At 66.8% G+C, this 21,593-nt stretch carries 15 protein-coding genes; 2 read left to right on the forward strand and 13 right to left on the reverse strand.

Annotated elements, in window-relative coordinates:
* From ACE04A_RS12300 to ACE04A_RS12355, 12 genes are all read right to left on the reverse strand, one after another.
* Positions 1 to 1,445: FAD-dependent oxidoreductase (locus ACE04A_RS12300; RefSeq protein ID WP_485820159.1), on the reverse strand; the 1,445-nt coding region annotated here is incomplete at its 3' end.
* On the reverse strand, positions 1,442 to 2,050 hold the full coding sequence (locus tag ACE04A_RS12305) for a cysteine hydrolase family protein (RefSeq protein WP_448715637.1): 609 nt from the start codon (positions 2,048 to 2,050) through the stop codon (positions 1,442 to 1,444). The genes ACE04A_RS12300 and ACE04A_RS12305, both read right to left, overlap by 4 nt.
* 9 nt (positions 2,051 to 2,059) lie before the next feature.
* Entirely contained in the window at positions 2,060 to 4,123 is a 2,064-nt protein-coding gene (locus tag ACE04A_RS12310) for a hydantoinase/oxoprolinase family protein (protein WP_448715636.1), read from the reverse strand.
* Positions 4,120 to 5,799 carry a hydantoinase B/oxoprolinase family protein gene (locus ACE04A_RS12315; RefSeq protein ID WP_485820160.1) on the reverse strand — a complete coding sequence of 560 codons (1,680 nt, stop codon included), beginning with the start codon at positions 5,797 to 5,799 and terminating at the stop codon, positions 4,120 to 4,122. Before ACE04A_RS12315 ends, ACE04A_RS12310 begins: the two co-directional genes overlap by 4 nt.
* A 10-nt stretch (positions 5,800 to 5,809) precedes the next feature.
* Positions 5,810 to 6,358, reverse strand: a complete 549-nt coding sequence (locus ACE04A_RS12320) for a LeuD/DmdB family oxidoreductase small subunit (RefSeq protein WP_448715635.1) — start codon at positions 6,356 to 6,358, stop codon at positions 5,810 to 5,812.
* A complete protein-coding gene (locus ACE04A_RS12325) occupies positions 6,355 to 7,674 on the reverse strand; it encodes a 3-isopropylmalate dehydratase large subunit (RefSeq protein ID WP_485820161.1) in 1,320 nt (439 codons plus the stop codon). The genes ACE04A_RS12320 and ACE04A_RS12325 overlap by 4 nt, the downstream gene beginning before the upstream one ends.
* A 2-nt stretch (positions 7,675 to 7,676) precedes the next feature.
* Positions 7,677 to 8,387: an ABC transporter ATP-binding protein gene (locus ACE04A_RS12330; RefSeq protein WP_485820162.1), complete on the reverse strand. Its 711-nt coding sequence runs from the start codon at positions 8,385 to 8,387 to the stop codon at positions 7,677 to 7,679.
* On the reverse strand, positions 8,384 to 9,139 hold the full coding sequence (locus ACE04A_RS12335) for an ABC transporter ATP-binding protein (RefSeq protein ID WP_438857765.1): 756 nt from the start codon (positions 9,137 to 9,139) through the stop codon (positions 8,384 to 8,386). The genes ACE04A_RS12330 and ACE04A_RS12335 overlap by 4 nt, the downstream gene beginning before the upstream one ends.
* A complete protein-coding gene (locus tag ACE04A_RS12340) occupies positions 9,132 to 10,100 on the reverse strand; it encodes a branched-chain amino acid ABC transporter permease (RefSeq protein ID WP_448715633.1) in 969 nt (322 codons plus the stop codon). The genes ACE04A_RS12335 and ACE04A_RS12340 overlap by 8 nt, the downstream gene beginning before the upstream one ends.
* 2 nt (positions 10,101 to 10,102) lie before the next feature.
* On the reverse strand, positions 10,103 to 10,975 hold the full coding sequence (locus tag ACE04A_RS12345) for a branched-chain amino acid ABC transporter permease (protein ID WP_259248639.1): 873 nt from the start codon (positions 10,973 to 10,975) through the stop codon (positions 10,103 to 10,105).
* 9 nt (positions 10,976 to 10,984) lie between these two features.
* A complete protein-coding gene (locus tag ACE04A_RS12350; protein ID WP_259248642.1) occupies positions 10,985 to 12,190 on the reverse strand; it encodes an ABC transporter substrate-binding protein in 1,206 nt (401 codons plus the stop codon).
* 18 nt (positions 12,191 to 12,208) lie between these two features.
* Positions 12,209 to 13,006: a GntR family transcriptional regulator gene (locus tag ACE04A_RS12355; protein ID WP_259248644.1), complete on the reverse strand. Its 798-nt coding sequence runs from the start codon at positions 13,004 to 13,006 to the stop codon at positions 12,209 to 12,211.
* Between the two features lie 204 nt (positions 13,007 to 13,210).
* Between ACE04A_RS12355 and ACE04A_RS12360 the strand changes: the two genes are divergently transcribed.
* Together ACE04A_RS12360 and ACE04A_RS12365 are read left to right on the forward strand one after the other, a co-directional pair.
* The gene (locus ACE04A_RS12360; RefSeq protein WP_448715632.1) at positions 13,211 to 13,867 is read left to right on the forward strand and encodes a DUF7424 family protein; all 657 of its coding nucleotides are present in this window, start codon (positions 13,211 to 13,213) and stop codon (positions 13,865 to 13,867) included.
* A gap of 43 nt (positions 13,868 to 13,910) precedes the next feature.
* The gene (locus ACE04A_RS12365; protein ID WP_448715631.1) at positions 13,911 to 14,360 is read left to right on the forward strand and encodes a GNAT family N-acetyltransferase; all 450 of its coding nucleotides are present in this window, start codon (positions 13,911 to 13,913) and stop codon (positions 14,358 to 14,360) included.
* 75 nt (positions 14,361 to 14,435) lie between these two features.
* Here the strand turns inward: ACE04A_RS12365 and ACE04A_RS12370 are convergent, their stop codons facing one another.
* Positions 14,436 to 21,401 (reverse strand): autotransporter domain-containing protein, encoded by a 6,966-nt coding sequence (locus ACE04A_RS12370; RefSeq protein WP_485820163.1) that lies wholly within the window; start codon positions 21,399 to 21,401, stop codon positions 14,436 to 14,438.
* Positions 21,402 to 21,593: the final 192 nt, after the last annotated feature.

The raw sequence follows: 21,593 nt of genomic DNA on the forward strand, positions 1-21,593 counted from the left end.
ATATAGCCGCCCGCCACCGCGCTAAGCAATCCATTGCCGGACAGATAGCCGGACACATCGTTGCCCGACACGCCGCGCGCGGCGCCGCCGGCGGCCAACAGATTCGGCAATGCCTGCCCATCGCGATTCAACACGCGGCATTGCGCATCGATGTCCAGGCCACCTTGCGTATGGAACAGCGCGCCGGTGACCTTGACGGCGTGGTACGGCGCTTGCAGGGTGCGTTCAAAGCGGCGGCCGTGGGGGTCAGCCGCATCCGGGCTGACGCCTTGCAAGGTCTGTTGCAACACGTCGGCGTCGCAGCCGATCAGCGCGGCCAACGCGGGCAGATCAGCACAGGTTTTCACTGCATGGCCCGCTTCCGCCGCGACAAAATCCGGGAAGCCGCGCGCCAATGCCAGCGTGCGGTCGTCGAACACGTTCCAGGCCACCCCGCCCGGCTGCGCCAGGACGTGGACAGCGGCTTCGGAATAGCCTTGCGTCTCGTCATGAAAGCGCTGCCCGTCGCGATTGATCTGCACGCCGCCGTCCATCATGACGGCCCAGGAGATCAGCGCACCTTGCGGCGTCGCCCAGGACCCGTGTCCCTGGTAAGCGCCCAGGTCGGCCAGGCGCGCGCCCAAGGCCTTGCCCCATTCGATGGCGCTGCCGTCGTTGCCCACGTGGCCGCCGTAGACGGCCCCGCGCATGGCGGGTAGATGTTCGGCCACCATGGCGGCGTTGCCGCCGAATCCGTTGCAGGCCAGGATCAGCACCTGGCAGCCGATCACGTCGATGGATCCGTCGGGTCGTTCGCAGCCCACGGCGGTGATGCGGCCGCAGTTGTTCCCACCGCGGTTGCTTCCATCGCTGTTGCTTCCATCGCCGCCGATCCCGTCCGCATCTTCCACCCAGATTTCCCGAGCCAACGCGCGCGTCAACAGATGCGCGCCCGCGTCCGTGGCGGCGCGTTCCAGCGCGGTCACCAAGGCCACGCCCGTGCGTTCCGGCAAGGCGTGCATGCGGCGCGCGCTGTGGCCCGGGTAGAGAAAGCCGTCCAGCACATCGAAGGCCAGGCCATGACGCGCCAACATGTCCATGGCTGGGGCCGCCGCGTCCGTGTAGGCCGCGACCAGATGCGGCGCGGCCGTGCCGTGGGCCTTGGCCTGGATGTCGGCGGCGAAACGCGCCGCGTCGTCTTCGATGCCGGCCGCGCGCTGCACGGCGGACCCTGCTGCCGGAATAAACCCCGACGACAGCGCCGATGAGCCGCTGGGCGCGGCGTCGCGCTCGATCAATACGGTTTCAATGCCGGCATGCGCCAGCCGCAGCGCGGCGGTCAGCCCGCAAGCGCCCGCGCCGATGATCAGCACCGGCACTTGCATCATGTCGGCGTCCGAATTGCCGCCGGGGGTGGCGCCAGAGTTGCCACCGGGGTTGCCCCGCTTCACGACCGGCGCGCTCACGACGCCAGCCTGCCCGCGAATTCCGCGCACGTGATCACGTCCGCCACCGTGCGCAGGTCCGCCAGCGCGGCATCGTGCATGGCGGGCGTGGGCGCGGCGCAGCCGTCGGCCAGCACCGTCACGTGATAGTCGCGCATGTGGGCGTCACGCGCCGTGCTGGCCACGCCGCCGTTGGTGACGATGCCGGCAATGACCACGCTGGATACGCCCGCGCGGCGCAGCACCCAATCCAGTTGCGTATTGAAGAAGGCCGAATACGCCACCTTCCAGACCGACACATCCACCAGCCCATCCAGCTCGACCACATTCGCCTGACCCTGCGAGCCGGCCGCGAAATCGCCTTTCGCCAGGAACGGACGCAGTTGCTTCAGGTGCGGCGAAATCATGGGTTCGCCATGCGCATCGGGCCACAAGGTAAACAGGCTGGCGGCGACCAAGCCGCCTTGCCCCTTCAGCGCGCGGGCAAGCGGCGCCACGCGGGCGGGCAAGGCGCGCGCCTCGCGGCTGACCGCGCCACCCCGGTCATAGGCGCCGCCCGGCGCCAGGAAATCATTTTGCAGATCAATGATGAGCAAGGCGGTGGTGCAAGGGTCCAAGGCATGCATGGCGGTCTCCTAGGCGCTCTGGCGCGTGATCAGCAGATTGCCCAGCGCGTCGACGCGGCCGGCAAAGCCGGGTTCGATCCAGATGGTGGTGTCGGGCTGCTCAAGAATGGCGGGGCCGGCCACTTCCGCCCCCACGGGCAGGTCCAGGCGCGCGTAGCGCACGGCGTCGTGCCACTGGCCCGCGTGGAACACCGCTTGCGTGCCCAGCGCGGTGGGCATGTCCTGGCAGGTAGGCGCCAGCAGCGCCAGATCAAATTTGGGACGCTGGCCGATGCGCGCATAACGCAGGTTCAGGATGCGCACGGCAATGCCATCCAGACTGCGGCCGAAGGACGCGCGGTAAGCGCGGTCAAAGGCGGCGGCAATGCCCGCGCGGTCCAGCTCGGCGCGCGTGAGTTCCACGCGCACGGTATGGCTCTGGCCCACGTACAACATGTCCAGCTCGATGCTTTCGCGGATGCCTTCGAAGGCCACGCCCGCGGAATCCAGGCGTTCCTGGCAGGCCAGCGCCAGGCTGTCGATGCGCGCCAGCAGGTCGGCGGCATCCAGCGCATCCAGCGCGGTGTTCAGCGTCTGCACGCCGTCGTGCCGCATGTCGGCCATGACGCAGCCCAGTGCGGACGTCACGCCCGGGTAGCGCGGCACGATGCCGTGGGCCGCGTCCACTTCGTTCATCATGGCGCACACGTGCAGCGCCCCGCCGCCGCCGAACGGCATGTAGGCGAACTTGCGCGGGTCGTGCCCGCGTTCAATCGACACCACCCGGATCGCACCCGCCATCTTGGCGTTGGCCACGGTCAGGATGGCTTCGGCCGCCGCATGCACGCTTAGCCCCAGCGGCTGCGCCACGTGTTCGTCGATGGCCGCGCGCGCCAGGTCCACATTCATGGTGGCCAACAGCCCGCCGCCCAGCGGGCGCTCGGCGGAAATGCGGCCCAGCAGCACATTGGCGTCGGTGACGGTGGGCCGGGTGTTGCCACGGCCATAGCAGGCCGGGCCGGGAATGCTGCCGGCGGATTCGGGGCCCACCTGCAACAGGCCGCCCGCATCCACGCTGGCAATCGAGCCGCCACCCGCGCCGATGGTTTCAATCTGGATCATCGGCGCGCGCACCACCATGCCGAAATCAATGGAGGTCTGCGCCGACAGCGATGCTTCACCGCCCGCCACCAGCGACACATCGAACGAGGTGCCGCCCATGTCGCCCGTCACCACGTTGGGAAAGCCAGAGGCGCGCGCAATCGCGGCGCAGGCGATCACGCCCGCCGCCGGGCCGGACAGCGCGGTGCGCACCGGCACGTCGCACGCGGTCTGGCGCGACATCACCCCGCCGTTGCTCTGCACCACCAGCAGCTCGCCGTCAAAGCCGTTCTGCTGCAAGTCAGATTCCAGGCGCGTCAGGTAGCTGCCCACCACGGGCTGCAAGGCTGCGTTCAACACTGCTGTTGAGCAGCGTTCGAATTCACGGATTTCGGGCAGCACTTCGGTGGCCGCCGTGACGTTGCCATTGGGCCAGATGGCGCGCACGCGGGCCGCGGCCTGGGCTTCGTTCACCGGGTTCGCGTAGGCGTTGACGAAGAACACGCACACGGCCTCGCAGCCCTGCGCCAACAGCGCGCGCGCCGCCGCTTCCACCTGATCCAGATCCACGGGCGTATGCACCGTGCCGTCGGCCAGCACGCGTTCGGCCACTTCCAGACGCAGGTCGCGCGGCACAACGGGTTCGTAGTTGCCGCGCAGGCCCCAGGTCTGGGGACGATCGCGCCGGCGCATTTCCAGCACATCCCGAAAGCCCGCCGTCGTGATGATGCCGGTGCGGGCCACCTTGCGTTCCAGCAGCGCGTTGGTGCCCACGGTGGTGCCGTGGACGATGGTGGCAATGGCGCTGGCGCCGTCAGCCACGCGCGCGATGCCGTTCATGAAGCCACGCGCCTCTTCGCCGCGCGTTGACGGCACCTTGACCACGCGCGCCGTGCCGGCTGCCTCGTCCAGCACGAACAGGTCCGTGAACGTGCCGCCCACGTCCACGCCGACCACGAGGCCCTGTGCCGTCTTCTTTTCTGCCGCGCTCATGCCAACTGCTCCTTCTTGTTGTTGGCGATATCGCCCACATAGCCCATCTTGCGGTCGTGCTCACGCGCTTCCGGCGCACGGCCGGCCGGGTCGCCATAGCCGCCTCCGCCCGGCGTCTCCAGGCGCACGCGGTCGCCGCGCTGCAATTGAATGCCCAGCATCTTGGAGCTCATGGGCGGGGTGCGCCACTGCCCGTCCTGCTGATAGCGGAACACGTTCAAGGCCGCCTCGCCGCCGCCCGCGATGCCCTTGGGCGCGCTGCGGCCGCGTTCGCCGAAGATGAAGGCTTCGGCGCTGTCTTCCAGCAATTCAATTTCGTAGATGGCACCCAGGCCGCCGCGATGCGTGCCGGCGCCCGCCGAATCCGGGCGCAGCGCCCACTGCGTGAAGCGCACGGGATAGGCGGCTTCCAGGATTTCCAGCGGCGGAATGGTGGCGGTGGAGATCGGCGCATTGCCGTGGCTAAGCCCGTCACCGTCGGAATGCCCGCCGTGGCCGCCGCCAAAGAAGCTGAACATCACCCAGCGCTGGCCCTTGCGCGCGGCGTCGCTGCGATAGCCCGCGATGGACAAGGCGTTGATCGTGCCGTAGGCCTGCGCCATGGCGCGCTGGGGCGCCGCCTTCGCCATCGCGCAGAAAATCACGTCGATCATGCGCAGGATGGTTTCGGTGTAGCCGCCCACGGGGCGCGGGCGGTCGGCCGAAATCACCAGGCCGTCCGGCAGCACCACGTCCACCGCGTCCAGCACGCCCGCGTTGGCCGGCACATCGGGAAACAGGTGCTTCAAGGCCACGTAGCAGGCCGCAATGGCGGTGGCGCGGGAAATATTCACCGGCCCCGCGCAGGCGGGCGAGGTGCCGTTGAAATCCAGCGTCAAGCGGTCGCCGGCGATCGTCAGCTTCAGCGCGATGCGCAGCGCCACGTCGCGCACGCCGTCGTTGTCCAGCATGTCTTCAAACGCGTACTCGCCGTCGGGCAGCCGCGCGATGTGGTCGCGCATCAAGCGGCGCGCGCGCTCGCGCAAGGTGTCCAGCGATTCCAGCACCGTCTCATCGCCGTATTCGTCCAGCAGCCCGTCCAGCCGGCGCGCCCCCAGTTCCAGCGCGGCCAGTTGACCGTTCAAGTCGCCCCACAGGCTGTCGGGCAAGCGGGTGTTGGCTTTCAGGATGGCCAGCACGTCCTGGTCCAGCACGCCTGCGCGCAGGATGCGCACGGGCGGAATCTGCACCGCTTCCTGCCAGCATTCGGTGGCGGCCGGGTTGTAGTTGCCCGGCACCGCACCGCCCACGTCGTGCCAATGCGCGGCCGATGCCAGAAAGCAGAACAGCTTGGCGCCCCGGAACACCGGGCGCACCAGCTTGAAATCATTCGCGTGCGTGCCGCCTTCGTAGGGGGCGTTGAAGAGCCAGACGTCGCCATCCACCATGCCGCCGCGCTCGGCGGCCACCTTGGCCGCCGCCTTCACGGCAAAGGCCATCGCGCCCACGAACACGGGCAGGCCGGACTTGCCCTGGATCAGGGTGGCGCCGGTGGCCGCGTCGTACATGCCGTGGCAGGCGTCGTGGGCCTCGGCAATGATGGGGTTGAACGCGCTGCGGTACAGCGTCGCGTCCATCTCATCGGCAATCTGTTCCAGACGGCCCTTCAGGACCGCCAGGGTGACGGGATCAAGCATCGTGTTCTTCCTAAGAGGTTTGGCGCTGTTTCAGCAGATTCAGCAGTCCGCCGGCCCGCACCATGTCCATCAGGAAGGCGGGTACGGTTTCGCAATGCAGTTCAGACGGGTCGGTACCGGCCGCGCGGCCGATGCGACCAGACTCGGGGTCCAGGGTGATGCGCTCGCCTTCCGCCAGCACGTCCGCCTGCGCGCAGGTCAGGAGCAGCAGGCCGACATTGAAGGCGTTGCGAAAGTACAGGCCGTTGAAGGATGGCGCGATCACGGCGGCCACGCCCAGACGCACCAGGGCCGACGCCGCCTGCTCGCGCGACGAGCCGATGCCGAAATTCGGCCCGGCCACCAGGACGTCGCCCGGCTGCACCTGCCCCGCGAATTCCGGGCGGACCCGTTGCAGGCAATGGCGCGCGATCTCGTCGATGCCGAACTTCATGTAGGCGCCCGGCGCCAGCGCGTCGGTGTCGATGTCGGCCCCCACGCGCCAGACGCGATGGGTTGATGTGCCGTGCGTGGCGGTGGCTTCGGTTGCGTTGGGGGGTGTTGCGATCCGGCGCGTCATGCCATCACCTCGCGCGGGTCTGCGATGCGGCCGGCGACGGCGGAGGCCGCCACGGTGTAGGGCGAGGCCAGATAGACCTGCGCCGTCTCGGATCCCATGCGGCCCTTGAAGTTGCGCGCGGTGGTGGAGATGACGCTGGCGCCGTCGGGGATGGATCCGCCATAACCGGCACAGGCCCCGCAAGACGTGGCCAGCACCTGGGCGCCGGCGTCTTGCAGCACCTGCATCACCCCTTCCTGTTCTGCCTGCTGCTGGTCCAGGCGGCTGGCCGGCGCCACCATCAGGCGCATGCCCTGTGCCAACCGACGCCCGCGCAATACGCTGGCCGCCGCGCGCAGGTCCTCCAGCTTGGCGCCCGTGCAGGCGCCGATGTAGGCCACTTGCACCGGCACATCACGGTACTGGTCCACGTCGCGCGCATTCGCCGGGCTGTGGGGCGCGGCCACTTGCGGCGCCAACGAGGCGGCGTCGAAGTCGTGCCATTCGGCCTCGGCGTCCGCATCGCTTTGCCAGCGGGCCAGGTCCAGCGCTTCGGTCACGCCCGCCGCGCGCAGGTAGGCGGCGGTGGTTTCGTCAGGCGCAATCAGGCCCACCTGCGAGCCCAGCTCGGCGCTCATGTTCGACAAGGTCATGCGTTCCTGCATGGGCAGCGCGCGCACGGCCTCGCCGCAGAATTCCACGGCCTGGTAGCGTCCGCCGTTCATGCCGTAGCGGCCGATCATGTGCAGCATCATGTCCTTGGCGGTCACGCCGGCGGCCCGCTGGCCGTTCCAGCGCATCATCAGCGTCTGCGGCACCTTGACCCAGATCTTGCCGGTGACGGCCACGCCCAGCATTTCGGTGCTGCCGATGCCGAACATGTACGCGCCGAACGCGCCGCCCGTGGGCGAATGCGAATCTCCACCCACGCAGAACATGCCGGGGCGAATATGGCCATGCTGCGGCACGACCACGTGGCAGATGCCGACCGAGTCGTACACGTTGGGCAGTTGCTGCCCCGCCGCCCAGTCGCGCGCGATGCGCACGATGCGGCGCGATTCAGCATCGGATTCCGGCACGTAGTGGTCGATGACCAGCACGATCTTTTTCGGATCCCAGAGCGATGCGCCCAATTCTTCCAGCATTGGCTGCAAGCGCCGGGGGCCGCTGGAATCATGGAACATCGCCAGGTCCACGGCACAGGTCACAATTTCGCCCTGCTCGACCGAGGCACGCCCACAGGCGGCGGCGATCAGCTTCTGGGCCAGGGTTTGTGGCGGACTGGGGGGTGGGCTATGGGGCGGACTTTGCGGCCGCGGGGTTTGATCAACAGGCATCGCTACATCCCCAGATAAGCGCGGCGCACGTCGTCGCTGGCCATCAGTTGCGCGCACGGCCCGCTATAGCGGATCGCGCCGTTTTCCATCACGTAGGCGCGCTGACCCGTTTCCAGCGACTGGCCCACGTTCTGCTCAACCAGCAGAATCGCCAGCCCATCGGCGTGCAGGCGCTGGATCAGGCCGAACAGTTCTTCCACCATCAAGGGCGACAGCCCCAGTGAAGGTTCGTCCAGGATCAGCAGGCGAGGCGCGGCCATCAGGCCGCGCCCGATCGCCAGCATCTGCTGTTCGCCGCCCGACATGGTGCCGGCCAGTTGCGCCAGCCGCTCGCGCAGGCGCGGGAAGATATCCAGCACGCGGTCCAGGTTGGCCGCGCGGTGCTCACGCGCCCGGGTGAACGAGCCCAGCTCCAGGTTTTCGCGCACGCTAAGGTTCGGGAAGATGCGGCGGCCTTCGGGCACCTGGATCAGGCCGGCCTTGACCACGTCGCGGTAGTGCCGCCCGGTCAGATCCTGCCCTTCAAAACGCACCGATCCGCCCCAGGGTTTGCAAAGCCCGCAGACGGTGTTGTTCAAGGTGGACTTGCCGGCGCCGTTGCTGCCCAGCAGGACGACGATCTCGCCTTCGCCCACCGTCAGGTCCACGCCGCGCAGCACTTCCATGCGCCCGTAGCCCGCCTTCAAGCCCGAGACTTCCAGCAGCGCGCTCATGCCGGCGCCCCTTGCGCGGCCAGCCGTGCCGCCGCGCCGTGCCCCAGATAGGCTTCCACCACCGTCGGGTCGCGCGTCACTTCGCCGGGCGTGCCCGACGCAATCAAGCGCCCCTGCGCCAGCACCCATACGTGTTCGGCAAGGCTCATCACCGCGCGCATGACGTGTTCGATCATCAGCACGGTGACGCCATCGTCCACCAGCTTTTTCACCACCGGAATCATCTCGTCGATCTCACTCGGATTCAGGCCTGCCAACACCTCGTCCAGCAGCAACAGGCGCGGGCGCGTGGCCAGCGCGCGCGCCAGTTCCAGCCGCTTGCGCCCCGCTACCGTCAGGTCGGCGGCGGGCTTGTCCAGCACGCCGTGCAAGTTGACGCGCGCGGCCACCGCTTCGGCCTCGGCCAGGGCGGCGCGCCGGTCGCGCAGGCGCAAGTGCGCGCCCACCGCGATGTTCTGGCGCACCGTCTGCGCGCCAAAGGGCTGCACGATCTGGAAGGTGCGGGTCAGGCCCAGTTGCGCCGACTCGTGTGGGGCGCGCCCCGTGATGTCCTGCCCGGCAAAATGCACCGAGCCGGCGCCGGGTTTCAGAAAGCCGGACAGCAGCGCGAACAGCGTAGTCTTGCCGGCGCCGTTGGGGCCGACCAGCGCAGTCAGCGAGCCTTGCGGCACGGCCAGGTTCACGTCCTGAACCGCCTTCAGGCCACCAAAGGAAATAGACAGGTTGCGGGCTTGCAGCAGGATCTCAGACACGGGCGCGCTCCTTGCCGAACAGTCCACGCAGCGACTGGCCGCTGCCGCTGATGCCGCGCGGCAGGAACATCACGATCAGGATCAGCACCACGCCGTAGATCACCATGCTGATGCCGGGCAGTTCCCCAAACAGGTTGCGCGTCAGGTCGGCCAGGCCATGCAGCGCCACCGCGCCCAGCACCGGCCCCCACAACGTACCCATGCCGCCCACGATGGCGCCCACCAGGGCTTCCACCGACACGGCCGACCCAAAGGCGATGCCCGGGTCGATGTACTGGAACACCTGCACGTAGAAGGCGCCCGCCGCGCTCATGAACGCCGCCGACAACGCAATGCCGCCCAGCTTCACGCGCAGCGGATTCACGCCGATGGCGCGCGCGGCATCCTCGTTGTCGCGCACCGCTTGCAGGTAGGCGCCAAAGCGCGAATGGCGCAGCCAGGCCGTGACGGCCAGCGCCAGCACCACGAACGCCAGCAGCAGATAGATATAGCCCCGGCGCGACACGAACTGCATGTTGGCCGCGCCCTCTTGCAGCGGCACCATCAGCCCAACCCCGCCCCCCGTGAAGGGCGCCGACAAGGCCAGGATGCGGAACACCTCGGCAAAGGCCAGCGTCACCAACGCAAAGTAAGACCCCTTGAGCCCGTAGCGGAACGTCAGCCCGCCCACCGCCAGCCCCGTCAGCGCACCCAGCGCTATCGCCATCGGCAGCGCCAGCCAGGGGTTGATGCCCAGGCTAAGCTGGCCCAGCGCCTGCGCATAGGCCCCAACGCCAAAGAACAGCGCGTGGCCGAACGACAACTGGCCGCCGTAGCCACCCAGAATGTTCCAGGCCTGCGACAGCAGCGCCGCGTACAACGACATCATCACAAACGTCAGCAACACGCCTGACTGCGCGAACGTCGCCAAGACGGCCAGCGCCAACCCGAACAACGCAATGGAAATAAGATCCCGGTTCATGCTCAGCCCCTCGCCCCGAACAGCCCCTGCGGGCGAAACAGCAGCACCGCGATGAAGATCGCAAAAATGCCCATCTGGCCCAGCGAGTCGCCCAGGAACAGGCCCCCGATGGACTCCACCACGCCAATCAGCAAGCCGCCCACCAGCGCCCCCACGAAGCTGCCCATGCCGCCCAGCACCACGATGGTGAAGGCCACCAGCACAAAGCCGCTGCCCACCTGCGGGTTGACGTAGTAGGCGGGCAAGAGGAAGCAGGCCGCCGCGCCCAGGCAGGCCATCCCGATGCCGAACGACAGCGCATAGACCTTTTCAACATCAATGCCCATCAGCTTGGCGCCCTGCTTTTCGCGCGCCACCGCGCGTATGGCGCGGCCCAGGTCGGTGCTGCGGATAATCCAGAACAGCACCGCCGCCACGGCCAGCGCGCCAAAAAAGGCGATGACCTTGGGCAGCGCGATCATGGCGGGGCCGATCTCAACCGTGCTTAGCGTGTAGGCCGTGTCGATGCTGCGCGTGTCCGACTTGAACCACACCAGCGCCAGGTTTTCCAGCACGATGGCCAGGCCCAGCGTCACCAGCAGAATGTTCTCGTCCTTGCCATGGCTGGCGCGGTTGATCACGAAGCGCTGCAACGCATAGCCCAGCACGAACATGCCCGCCACCACCAGGGGCAGCGCCGCGTAGGGGTCGATGCCCAGCCGGTCTTTCAGCAGGTAGACGGCGTACAGCGCCACCATCAGCGCGGCGCCGTGGGCAAAGTTGATGATGTGCAGCACCCCGTAGATCAGGGTCAGCCCCAGGGCGATCAGCGCGTACACCGCGCCGGTCGTCAGGCCGTTGAGCACCGATGAAAAGAGGATGGCGGGATCCAGCATGCTGCGCGCTCAGGCCTTCAACGGAAAAATGGCGTCAGCCTGGCGGTATTCGGCCGGGATGATCACCTTGATGTCGCCGCCGATGACTTGCGTCAAGAGCGGCTGCGCGCCCGTGTTCTGACCGTTGACGAACTTGGTCGGGCCATACGGCATGAGGTTGTCGTGGAAGGTGCTGGACGCCAGCGCGTCGGTGATGGCGGCACGGTCGGCCGACTTGGCGCGTTCGATGGCGTCGGCCAGCAACTGCACGGCCACGTAGGTCATGAAGACCTCGTAGCTGAAATACGCGCCCTTCTCTTCCACGCGGGCCTTCAACGGCGCCACGCGCGCATCCTTGGGGTTGAACCAGTGATTGCAGTCGATGATGCCGTTGGCGATGTCCGGAAATTCCTTCAGGAACTTGTAGCTGGACGCCGCGCCTCCCAACACCGAAAAAATTGCCTTGGGCTGCACCTTCTGCTGCTTCATGGCGCGCAGCAGCAGCGCGTATTCGTTGTAGTAGTTGGCCGGGATGACGATGTCCGGGTTCACGGACCGCATGCGCAGCACGATGTTGTTGAAGTCGCGCGTGGGGTTCGGGTGCTTCACCACTTCCTTCACCTCGAAGCCGTGCTGCGGCAGCGACTTCGACAGCAACGCCGCCGTGCCGGTGCCGAACAAGGAGTCTTCGTGCACGATCATCACGGTCTTGGCCGGCTTGCCGGCGGCATCGTTCAAGGCCACCAGGTCGGCAATGGCGCGTTCGCTACAGGCGCGGTAGCCCGGGCCGAAGCGGAAGGTGTTCTTCAGGCCGCGCTCCACAATCTGGTCGGCCACGCCCACGTCAACCACGTGCGGCAGGTTGTACTTGGCCGCGGTCTGTGTGGTGGCCAGGCAGATGGCCGACGCATACGCGCCGACAATGGCCGACACGCCCGCCTCGTTCATCTTTTCCACTTCGGCCGAACCCGCCTCGGGGCGCGACTGCGCGTCGCCCAACACGGCCGACAACGGCGCGCCGCCCAAAGATTTGATGCCGCCCGCCTTGTTGATGTCTTCAATGGCCAGCAGCGCGCCCAGCCGGCATTGCTGGCCCGAATACGCCAAGGCGCCCGTCACCGGGTGCAGCACGCCCACCTTCACGGGCGTGGCGCCTTGCGCGCGCGCCACCCAGGGCGCGGATAGCAGCGCCGTGGCGGCGGCGGATCGATAGAGAAAAGTGCGGCGCGAATTCATGGGAGATCTCCGAAGGGTTCAATGAAATTGGGCCGACAGCTCTTCGCTGACCCAGACTTTGGCGTCGATGCTGCCGACGCGCGACAACTGCAATTGGTATTGGTAGCGGTCGGGCCGGTACAGGCCCTGCAAGAGCTGCACGGGGCGGTCGTTCACGTCGCGCACGACGCGGGTCACGGCCAGCAGCGCCGACCCCACCGACACATCCAGATGACGCGCCACTTGCGCATCGGCCAGGCGCGCCGAAATGGTTTGCGTGGCGCCGCCAAACTCCACGCCGGCCGCTTCCAGCAGCATCAGCAAGGGTTCGCGTTCCAGGTCTTCGCGCGTGAAATCGGCCACGGCCTGCGGCACGTAGGTGGTGATGTGCGACAGCGGCCCGGCCTCGGTGCTGCGCACGCGCAGGCTCTTGTGGACCGGCGTGCCCACCGGAATGCCTAGCGACTCGGCCACCGTGGGCGGCGCGGACACCAGCGCGCTGTCCAGCACCTGCACAGAGGTGCGCAGGCCCATGTTGACGATGTTCTCAAGCAGCCCGGTCAGGTGCGCCTTCTGCGACGCGTTGGCCGCGGGCGGAGCCTGCGTGCGGGACGCCCCGCGCAATGGCCAGGTCCCCAGCCCCGGACGCCGCGACACCAGCCCATCAGCCACCAGCATTTCCATGGCCTTGCGGATAGTGATGCGAGCCACGTCGAACTGATCGGCCAGGGCGTGCTCGCCGGGCAAGCCGTCCTGGTCAAAACGGCCTTCTTGCAACTGCTCGCGCAGCACAAGATAGATCTGGTGGTATTTCGGCAGAGGCAGTGTGGTTCCCATGCCGGAAACTCTAGGGGTGTCCTAATGTACCGTCAATGGAACAAATGGCTGGTGGGGTTGTTCTATCGGGAAAACACTGACGGGGTGGACGGGGTGACGCATCCGGCTAATTTCTGACACAATCCGTCTGAAATTAATAATTAGGGACGGCGACAGCCGCATTCGAAACCGGGCCAACGCCCACACACCACCCAGGAAAGCGGAATGAAGAAGACAACGAAGCTGGCAATGTTGATGCTTACCGCGGCATTGCTCGCGGGCTGCAAGACAACGGTCGAGACCGAGGTCAAGGTTTCGGATTTGCTTGATGCAACTTCCAAGCAGATCGCCGGCAATCTCCTGGTCGAAGTGCCGGCTTGCCAAAGTCATGAAGATTCCCGCCAGCCGTCGAAAATCCTGGTGGACGTGCAGCAAGCCGTGCCGGGTATTTTCTCAGACGCGAAGTACGAGGAGTGCTTCCGCAAAGGCTTCGATTCCTACGCCAGGTTCTCCATGCCGATCGTTCTGACGAAGGGCAGTGACGGCAAGCTGGCTTCGCAATCGCACATCAACTTGGTGTCGAATGAACGCCAACTGCTGTCCGTCAGCGTGCCGGAGTCGATCAGGGCAAAGATCGAAAGCACCCAAAAGAAGTCGCCCGTGGGCAAGCTCGATCTCAACTTCGAAATCAAGGTGAAGAACGACACAGGCCAGTCGCTCCCGTTTGCGGCGATCGCCGTGTTCGTTGACAAACAACCTGTCGTCTATGGCGTTTTGACGGCCAAGCCAGGCCAGTCATTTGTTGTGGCGCTCTCTGACGTGTCCGCCAAGGGCGCAGTCCAGTTCGGCAATTCGTTGGTTCTGGCGCACGCACAGCAGTAGGCCGCCCGTGGATTACAGGACGACATCTGATAGGGTACGTGCCATGCCCATCACCTACCGATCCGCCATTGCCGACGACGCCGCCGCGTGCATCACGCTGCGGACCCAGACCCGCGAAAACGCGGTCACCGAAGCGGAACTCGCCGCCGCCGGCATCACGCGCGAAACCTGGGCGGCGGGGATCGACGCCGGCCTATACCCCGGCGTGGTCGCGATGGACGGCGATGTGCTGGCGGGCTATTGCTTCGCGCACCGGGATACCGGCGAGATCGTCGTGCTGGCCTTGCTGCCCGACTATGAAGGCCTGGGGGTGGGCAAGACGCTCTTGGGCATGGTGCTTGAGGCGCTACGCACGCGCGGATTTGCGCGTGTGTTCCTTGGCTGCGCCACGGAACCGGCGGTGCGGTCTTATGGGTTTTATCGGCACCTGGGATGGCGCTCGACCGGCACGTTCAACGACGCGGGCGATGAGGTGCTGGAGTACTTGTTTTAAGGTGTTTTGTTTGTAAGGTGTCAGACTGCAATTCCTTATTTACAAGGTGATATTGCAGTCTGACACCTTATTTCCTCAATACCGCCAGCGCACGTTCAACGACCCCGCGTGTTCGCGATTTCCACCGCCGTATTGCCCGCTGTAGTTCAAGCCCACGGACGCATTCTTAGACACCGCCACTTCCGCGCCCAGCTCGGCCACGGCAGCGTTACGGGCAATCGGCGCACCCGACACCGTGAACGCCTGGCCGCCATCAAACGCCATCGTGGATTGCGGCAACACATCGCCAAAGGCATGGCGCCAGCCCAGCGTGGCTTGCAAGCGGCCTTCGGCGCCATTCAGCGTGAAGTCCGTTTGCGCGCGCATGCCCAGCGTGCTGCTCGTTTGCTTGTCGCTGCTGCTTTGGCCGTTCAAGGCCGCCGAGCCGCCGGATTCCGAGAAGCTGCGGCTGCGCAGGTCGCTCCAGGCCAGGCCCACGAAGGGTTCTAGCGTGGTGCGGTCGGACAAGGGCATGGCGTAGCCCAGTTCGGTGAAGAGCTGGGTGGTGCTGGCGCCGTAGTCGGCGGTGAGCTTCTGCGATGCGCCAGACACCGTTGCGTAGCGCTCGGTGCTGACGTCGTGCCAGGTGTACGACGTGCCGACCAGCAGGTTCAGCTTGCCCGCGCCCGCGTCAAACGATTTGCCGCCATAAATGGCCGCGCTGTAGCCGGACACATCGGCGTTGGACGAGCGGTCGTCCACGCGGATCTTGCTGTCGGTGTAGCCGACGGCCCCGCCCACGCGCCAACCGTTGCCCACCGCATGGTCGGCGCCGACGAAGACGCCGCCCGTGTGTTGCCGCACTTGCGCGGTGTTGTCCGTGGCGTTCTGCGTTTGCCAGTTGCCGACAAGCTCAGCCCAGGCGGGCTGCGCGTTCGAGGACGGCAAGGCGGACGCGGACATCATGCCGCCCGCCTGTGCGGTGGGCGCGCCCGGACGCATGCCCGCGTTCAGGTTCGCGCGCAGGTGCGACAGCGGCAACGTGCGCGTGATGCTGCTGGAACCCATCAGGCTGGACGCGACGCTGGCGTGGGCTTCGCCGGACAGGCTGTTGAAGGCTGCCGGCGGCGCGCCTTCGGGCAAGGTCAGGATGTATTCATGCAGCGCATTGCCGGACGGCAGGCTGTCCAGTGCATTGGCGACGGCGCGTTGGTTGCCGGTGCGCGCGGCGTCAGCGAAAGCGATTGGACGGGAGGGGGTGCTTGGCTCCGCCGGCACCACCTTGCGCCCGAGTTGCAAGGTGACGTCCTGCGCGCCGTAGCGCAGGGCCGGAGCCAGGAAGGCATAGTTCGACGACACGTTGTCGAACTGGCCATTGATGGCGTTGGCGCTCAGGATGGTGTACTGGCGCGTGGTTTCAAAGCCGCCTTCCGGCCCGACGTGCACTACGGAGCCGGCCAGATTGGCGACGCCGCTGACGGCCACGCGGGCGCTGTCGGATGAGGCCGGATCGGCGGCCACTTGATAGACCGACCCCGGCATGAACGTCAAATTCCCCGCCACGTTCAAGGTGCCGTTGACCTTGCCCGGCGCCAAAACGGCGCCGCTTTGCAGCGTGGTCGTGCCGACTTGGCCGGCGCCTTGAAGCAGCGTGCCGCTGGCCAGCGTCAGCGTACCGCCCAGCTTGCCGCTCGATGCGACGTTCAACGCGCCTGCCTGCACCAGCATGCTGCCGGTGTAGCCGCTGCCGTCTCCCGACACGGTAAGCACGCCCGCCCCTGCCTTGGTCAAGTCTCCGCTGCCACTGATCGCGCCGGACAAGCCGAGCGTGGTGCCGGATGACACATCAATGCCGCTCGCCTGCGTCAGCGTGATGGCGCGGTTCGTGTTGAAGCTGGCCGTCGTGGCCAGCACGCCGCCGCTCAACGTCAAGCCGCCCGTTGCCGCGCCCAGGTTGGCGTCCTTGGACACCGACAACGTGCCCACTCGCACATCCGTGCCGCCCGTGTAGGTGTTGTCGCCCGTCAGCACCAGGCGGCCGAAGTCGCTCTTGGCCAGTTTGCTGGCGCCCGTCAGGCTGGCGGCGATGGTGCCCGTCATGCCGGCGTCGGCCGACGACCCCGAGCCCACGCGGATGATGCTTTCACCGCCCAGGCCTTGCAGAGCGATGGCGTCGCCTTCAATGCGGTAGCCATCGGTGGCGATCTGCATGCCGGTGATGCCGATCGCGCCTGCCGATGCATCCACCGTGACCGTTCCTGCTTGCGCCTGGAAGACGGCGTAGGTGGGGTTGGGTTGGAACGCACCGTTCAGCGTGCCGTTCACGTTGGCCCAGTTGCGGCCATCGGCGCGCCAGGTGCCCGCGCCACCGTCGATGGCGCCGTTGTCGTGGCGGGTGGCGTTGCCGCCGTCCCAGTAACCCAGCAAGGCGCCGGAGGTCGACGCCAGGTTCACTTGTCCGCCCACGGCCGTTTGCAGCGTCAATGCGCTGGCGTCGACGCCAGAGGGCGTCGCGCCCACGGTCAAGCCGTTGTTGACCAAGCTGCCGCCATAGTCAAACAGGCGATAAACCCCTGCACCAAAGCCGCCTTGATCCGTCACGTTCAGCGTGCCGGCCAGGGTCAGGTTGCCGCCGACATCAAACAGTGCGCTGTTAGGCGCCAGGCCCAATGCCACGTTGACCTGGCTGGTGTTGGACAGCGACAAGTCGCCACCAACGGTCAGCGTCTGCCCTTGCACGCCTTCCAGCACGCCGCCCGCCAGCGTGGCGTTGCCGTTGACGCGGCCCGCGCCGGACAGAATGCCCGCGCCGCTGACCGTCACGTTGCCACCCAAGACGCCGTTGTTAGCCAGGCGACCGCCCGTGACCGAGACGGATCCGCCCAGTGCGCTCGACACTTGCAAGGTGCCGGCCTGAACCTGCGTCTGGCCGGTGAAGTTGCTGCTATCAGCCAGCAGTTGCAGTGTGCCCGCGCCGGTCTTCGTAACTTGTCCCGCGCCCGCCAGCATGCCGCCAAACGACGCGCTGCTGGTTTGGTCGAAGCGCGCCAGGGCGCCCGAGGCGATCGTGGTGTTGCTGGTGTAGCGGCCGGCGCTGACCGCCAGCGTGCCCGCATCAACGCGCCAGTCTTGTGCGTTAAGGCCGGTCAGCGTCAGCGTACCCACGCCTTGCTTGGCCATCGTGCCCGTGCCGGAGACATCGCCCGCGTAGGTCGCGTCGGTGGCTTGGTTGAACACGACAGCGCCGTTGTTCAGCAGATTGCCCCGAATCGACGCCTCGTTGCCCACCAAGGTGCCCGTGCGGACTTCCGTGCCGCCCGTGTAGGTGTTGGCGCCCGTCAGCACCAGCGTGCCGTAGTCGGCCTTCACAAGCTTGCTTGCCCCGGTCAGGTTCGACGCGATGGTGCCCGTGATGGCCACGCCGGACGCATCCCCCGACCCCACGCGCACAACGGTTTCCGCGCCGCCAGCCAGCGCAATCGAATCGCCTTCAATGCGGTAACCGTTAGACGTGATCTGCATGCCCGTCACGCTCACCGCGCCCGCCGTGTCGTCCACCGACACGGTGCCTGCCTGGCCCTGGAACACGGCAAAGGTGGGGTTGGGCTGGAAGCGGCCGTTCAGGGTGCCGTCCTCGTCGGTCCAGTTCATGCCATCGGTGCGCCACGCGCCCGCGCCGCCGTCGATGACGCCGTTATCACGCTGGGCGGCGTTGCTGCCGTCCCAGAAGCTCAGCGTGGCGCCGGCGGTGGACATCAGGTTGACCTGGCCGCTGACAGCCGTCTGGATGCGCAGGTCATCAGCCGTAACGCCCGTGGGCGCGGCGCCGATGGCCAGCGTGTTCGAGGTCAGCGTGCCGCCATAGTCAAACAGGCGATAGACGCCGGGGCCAAACCCGCCATCGTTGGTGACGTTCAGCGTGCCGGCCAACGCCAGGTTGCCCTGCACATCGAACAGCGCGCTGGACGGGGCATTGCCCAGCGCCACGTTGACCTGGCTGGCGTTGTTCAGCGTGAGATCGCCGCCGATCTTCAGCGTGCCGCCTTGCGCGCCTTGCAGGGTGCCGCCCGTCAGCGTGACGTTCTGGCCGATGGTGCCGGTGCCCGACAGAATGGCGGTATTGCCGATGGCGGCATTGCCGCTTAGCGCGCCGGTCACGTGCAGGCGGCCGCCCACCACGTCCGCATTGCCACCCAGTTGGTCGGCCACGGTCAGCATGCCGGCCTGCACGCGCGTGGTGCCGGTGTAGGCGCTGCTGTCCGCACTCAGGGTCAGCGTGCCCGCGCCGGTCTTTTCAAACACGCCGCTGCCGGAAAGCTTGCCGGCATAGCTGCCATTGGCCGCTTGCGCAAAGCGCAGCGTGCCGGCCGCGCCGATCGTGGTGTTGCCGCTATAGCGCGACGCCTCGCTGGCAAGCGTGCCTTGTTCGATGTTCCAGTTCAGCGTGTTCGTGCCGGCCAACGTCAGGACGCCCGCCCCGCGCTTGGTGATGGAGCCGGTGCCCGACATTGAACCAGCGGTGCTGCCGTCCACGCCCTGGTCAAAGATGACCGATCCGTTGTTGAGCAAGTCGCCCCGGATCGACGCGCTGTTGCCGATCAGGGTGCCGTCCAGCACTTGCGTGCTGGCGTAGGTGTTGGTGCCCGATAGCGTCACCGTGCCCGCGCCGCGCTTGACCAAGGCGCCAGCGCCCGAGACCGTGCCGGTCAAGCCCAGTTGCGTGCCGTTTGCCACATTGAATGTGCTGTCTTGCGCCAAGGAAACATTGCGACTCGTGTCGAAGCTGGCGGTCGTGGCCAGCGTGCCGCCGGACATCTCCAGGTCCCCGACGGCCGCGCCCAGGCTGACGTCCGACGCTACGGATAGCGTGCCGCCCTGGATGGTGGTGCCGCCCGTATACGTGTTGGCGCCGGACAGCGTCAGCGTGCCCGCGCCGGTCTTGTTGAGCCGGCCGGAGCCGTCCAGCACCGTCGAGGTGCCCACGTCGAAGCCGTTGGAATCCAGGTACATGCCGCCCGCGCCCAGCGTGATGTCGCCCGGGGCGAAGCCCCGGAAGAGGTTGGCTTCCGAGGCTGTCGCCCGCAGCACGCCACCATTGAAGTCGACGGTGCTTATGGGGGTACCGGCATGTCTTTCAACGTACGCTGTCTGCAAAACCCCTCGGCCGGTCGCGTCCGAACCGTTGATCTCCGCGGATCCGCCAATACCGGTAATCTCTACCTGCTGGGCGCTCAATGTGGCGCCCCCGTCCACGACCACCGAACCCATCCCGCCTGATCCGCTGCCGAGGATCAACCCGAATTGGCTGTCCCATCGCGAATTTGCGCCAGAGACCAGGGCGGTCCCGACGTCAACATTGCCGACGAAGCTCTTCGCTGCGGATACCTGAGCGCCGTTCATGACTTGCAACGAGCCGTTCGCACCCAGGGCCCCACCGATCAGAAGGTAGTTGGCCGACCACGTCGAATCGGATCCCGTCACGGTTGCGGTACCGGCATAAGAAGAGGAACCGACTACCGCATCATGGGACGTCAATTGTGCGCCGTTGCTCACGGTCAATTGCGCAGCGGCACCCGCCCCGATGTATACAACGGACGTCGCACTACCCAACCGCGCCGAAGCGCCCGTCAACTCCATGCCACCGTTGGAAACAATGATCTCTCCTGTCGCGGTGCTGGCACCCGACAGTCGCAGCAGGCCAGTGCCGATGTTGTTCAACGAGCCGGTGCCGCTGATGTTGCCGGCGTAGTCGACGGTGTCGCTTCTGTTGAAAACGACCGACGAGTTATTGACGATATTGCCGCTGATTGAGCCCGTGGTGCCGCCCTGACCTATTTGCAGCGTGCTCCCGGATACCGTCGTTCCACCCGTGTACGTGTTGTTGCCGACAAGCGCCGTCGTACCGCTGCTTTTGACTGCCACGGAGCCAGAACCTGTGATACCCGAGTTCAGCGCGTAGGACCCGGCCTGGTTGAAATTGATCGTTCCGTTGTTGACCAGGGTGGTCAGGTTGGCGATCGTGCCGCCCGTCGTTGTGCCGGGCGTATCGTTTCCGACATTAAGCGTGCCATTCGCGTTGATGGTGAACGCACCGCCGCCCGCGAAGTTGGCAGTGCCCTGGCCCAGGTTCAGCACCCCGGTTCCGCCGCCCGTGCCGCCGCCGACCACCAGCCGCGCCCCGTTGCCGAACAACAGGGTGGAATTGTCGCCCACCGTCACGGTGCCGTTGCCGCCCTGGCCGCCCGCCTGAGATGCGCTTGCACCTCCACCAGATCCGCCGATCAGAAACGTGTCAGCCACGGTAAGCGCAACGCCCGTCAGCGTCAGTACGCCGTCTCCGCCGCGGCCGCCGCTGCTCGTCGCGCTGCTGCCGCCGCCCGCCCCGCCCACCAGAAGCGAACGGTTTACCGTCCAAGTCGCATTGCTGATTGAGAGGCTACCCACCTGGCCGTCGCCGCCCGCCGCGCCGCCGAAGCCGCCACCGCCGCCGCCGCCGCCAATGCCAACGTAGTCGTAGCTTGCCGAAATGTTGGTGGATACCAAGCCAGCCGCTTGAGCGCCCTGGCCTGCCGTACCCGCGAAAGGCGTTCCCAGCAGGTCGACAATGCTGCCACCGTCTCCGCCTGCTCCCCCATTGCCTATGCCACCGCCGGCGCCCAGCGCGCCACCACCGCTACCGCCGCCGCCCGCGGAACCGGTTGGGCCACCAGCGCCGCCGCCGCCCCCGACGCCAGCCTGTCCTCCCGCGGTACCGGATGAGCCACCGGCGCCGCCGCTGCTTCCGCCGGGCGAGTTAATTCCTAAGATCCCGTCGCCCCCACGCGCCAGGCCACCGCCGGCCCCACCACTGAATCCCGCCTTGCCGCCGCCCCCACCCCCGCCGATACCCCCGCCTCCGCCGCTGCCGCCACCAGACGACGACACGCCACCATTACCACCATTGCCCACCAGCAGGTCGGCTGCGAATGACGGGGTTACAGCAAGAGGCATGCAGGTTGCAGCGGCAAGCGCCAGATAGCCAGGGCTAAGTTTCAGCTTGCGGGCGGCAGAAGGGGTACGCATGGGCAATGTCTCGGGTGAGAGGGTTGTTGACGTAAGCAAGCCCGGCGTACAAAGGTTTATTGCTGGCCAGGACAGTGAATCGGACGTTCCACGACAGGCGAAGCAAACATGGGGAATGTTGGCTATTAATTCCGTGCTCTGGAACTTGCCTGACTGATTACAAAACCGCGCGCCGACTACCCCTGTTATCGG

Source organism: Achromobacter colocynthidis, from assembly GCF_057334535.1.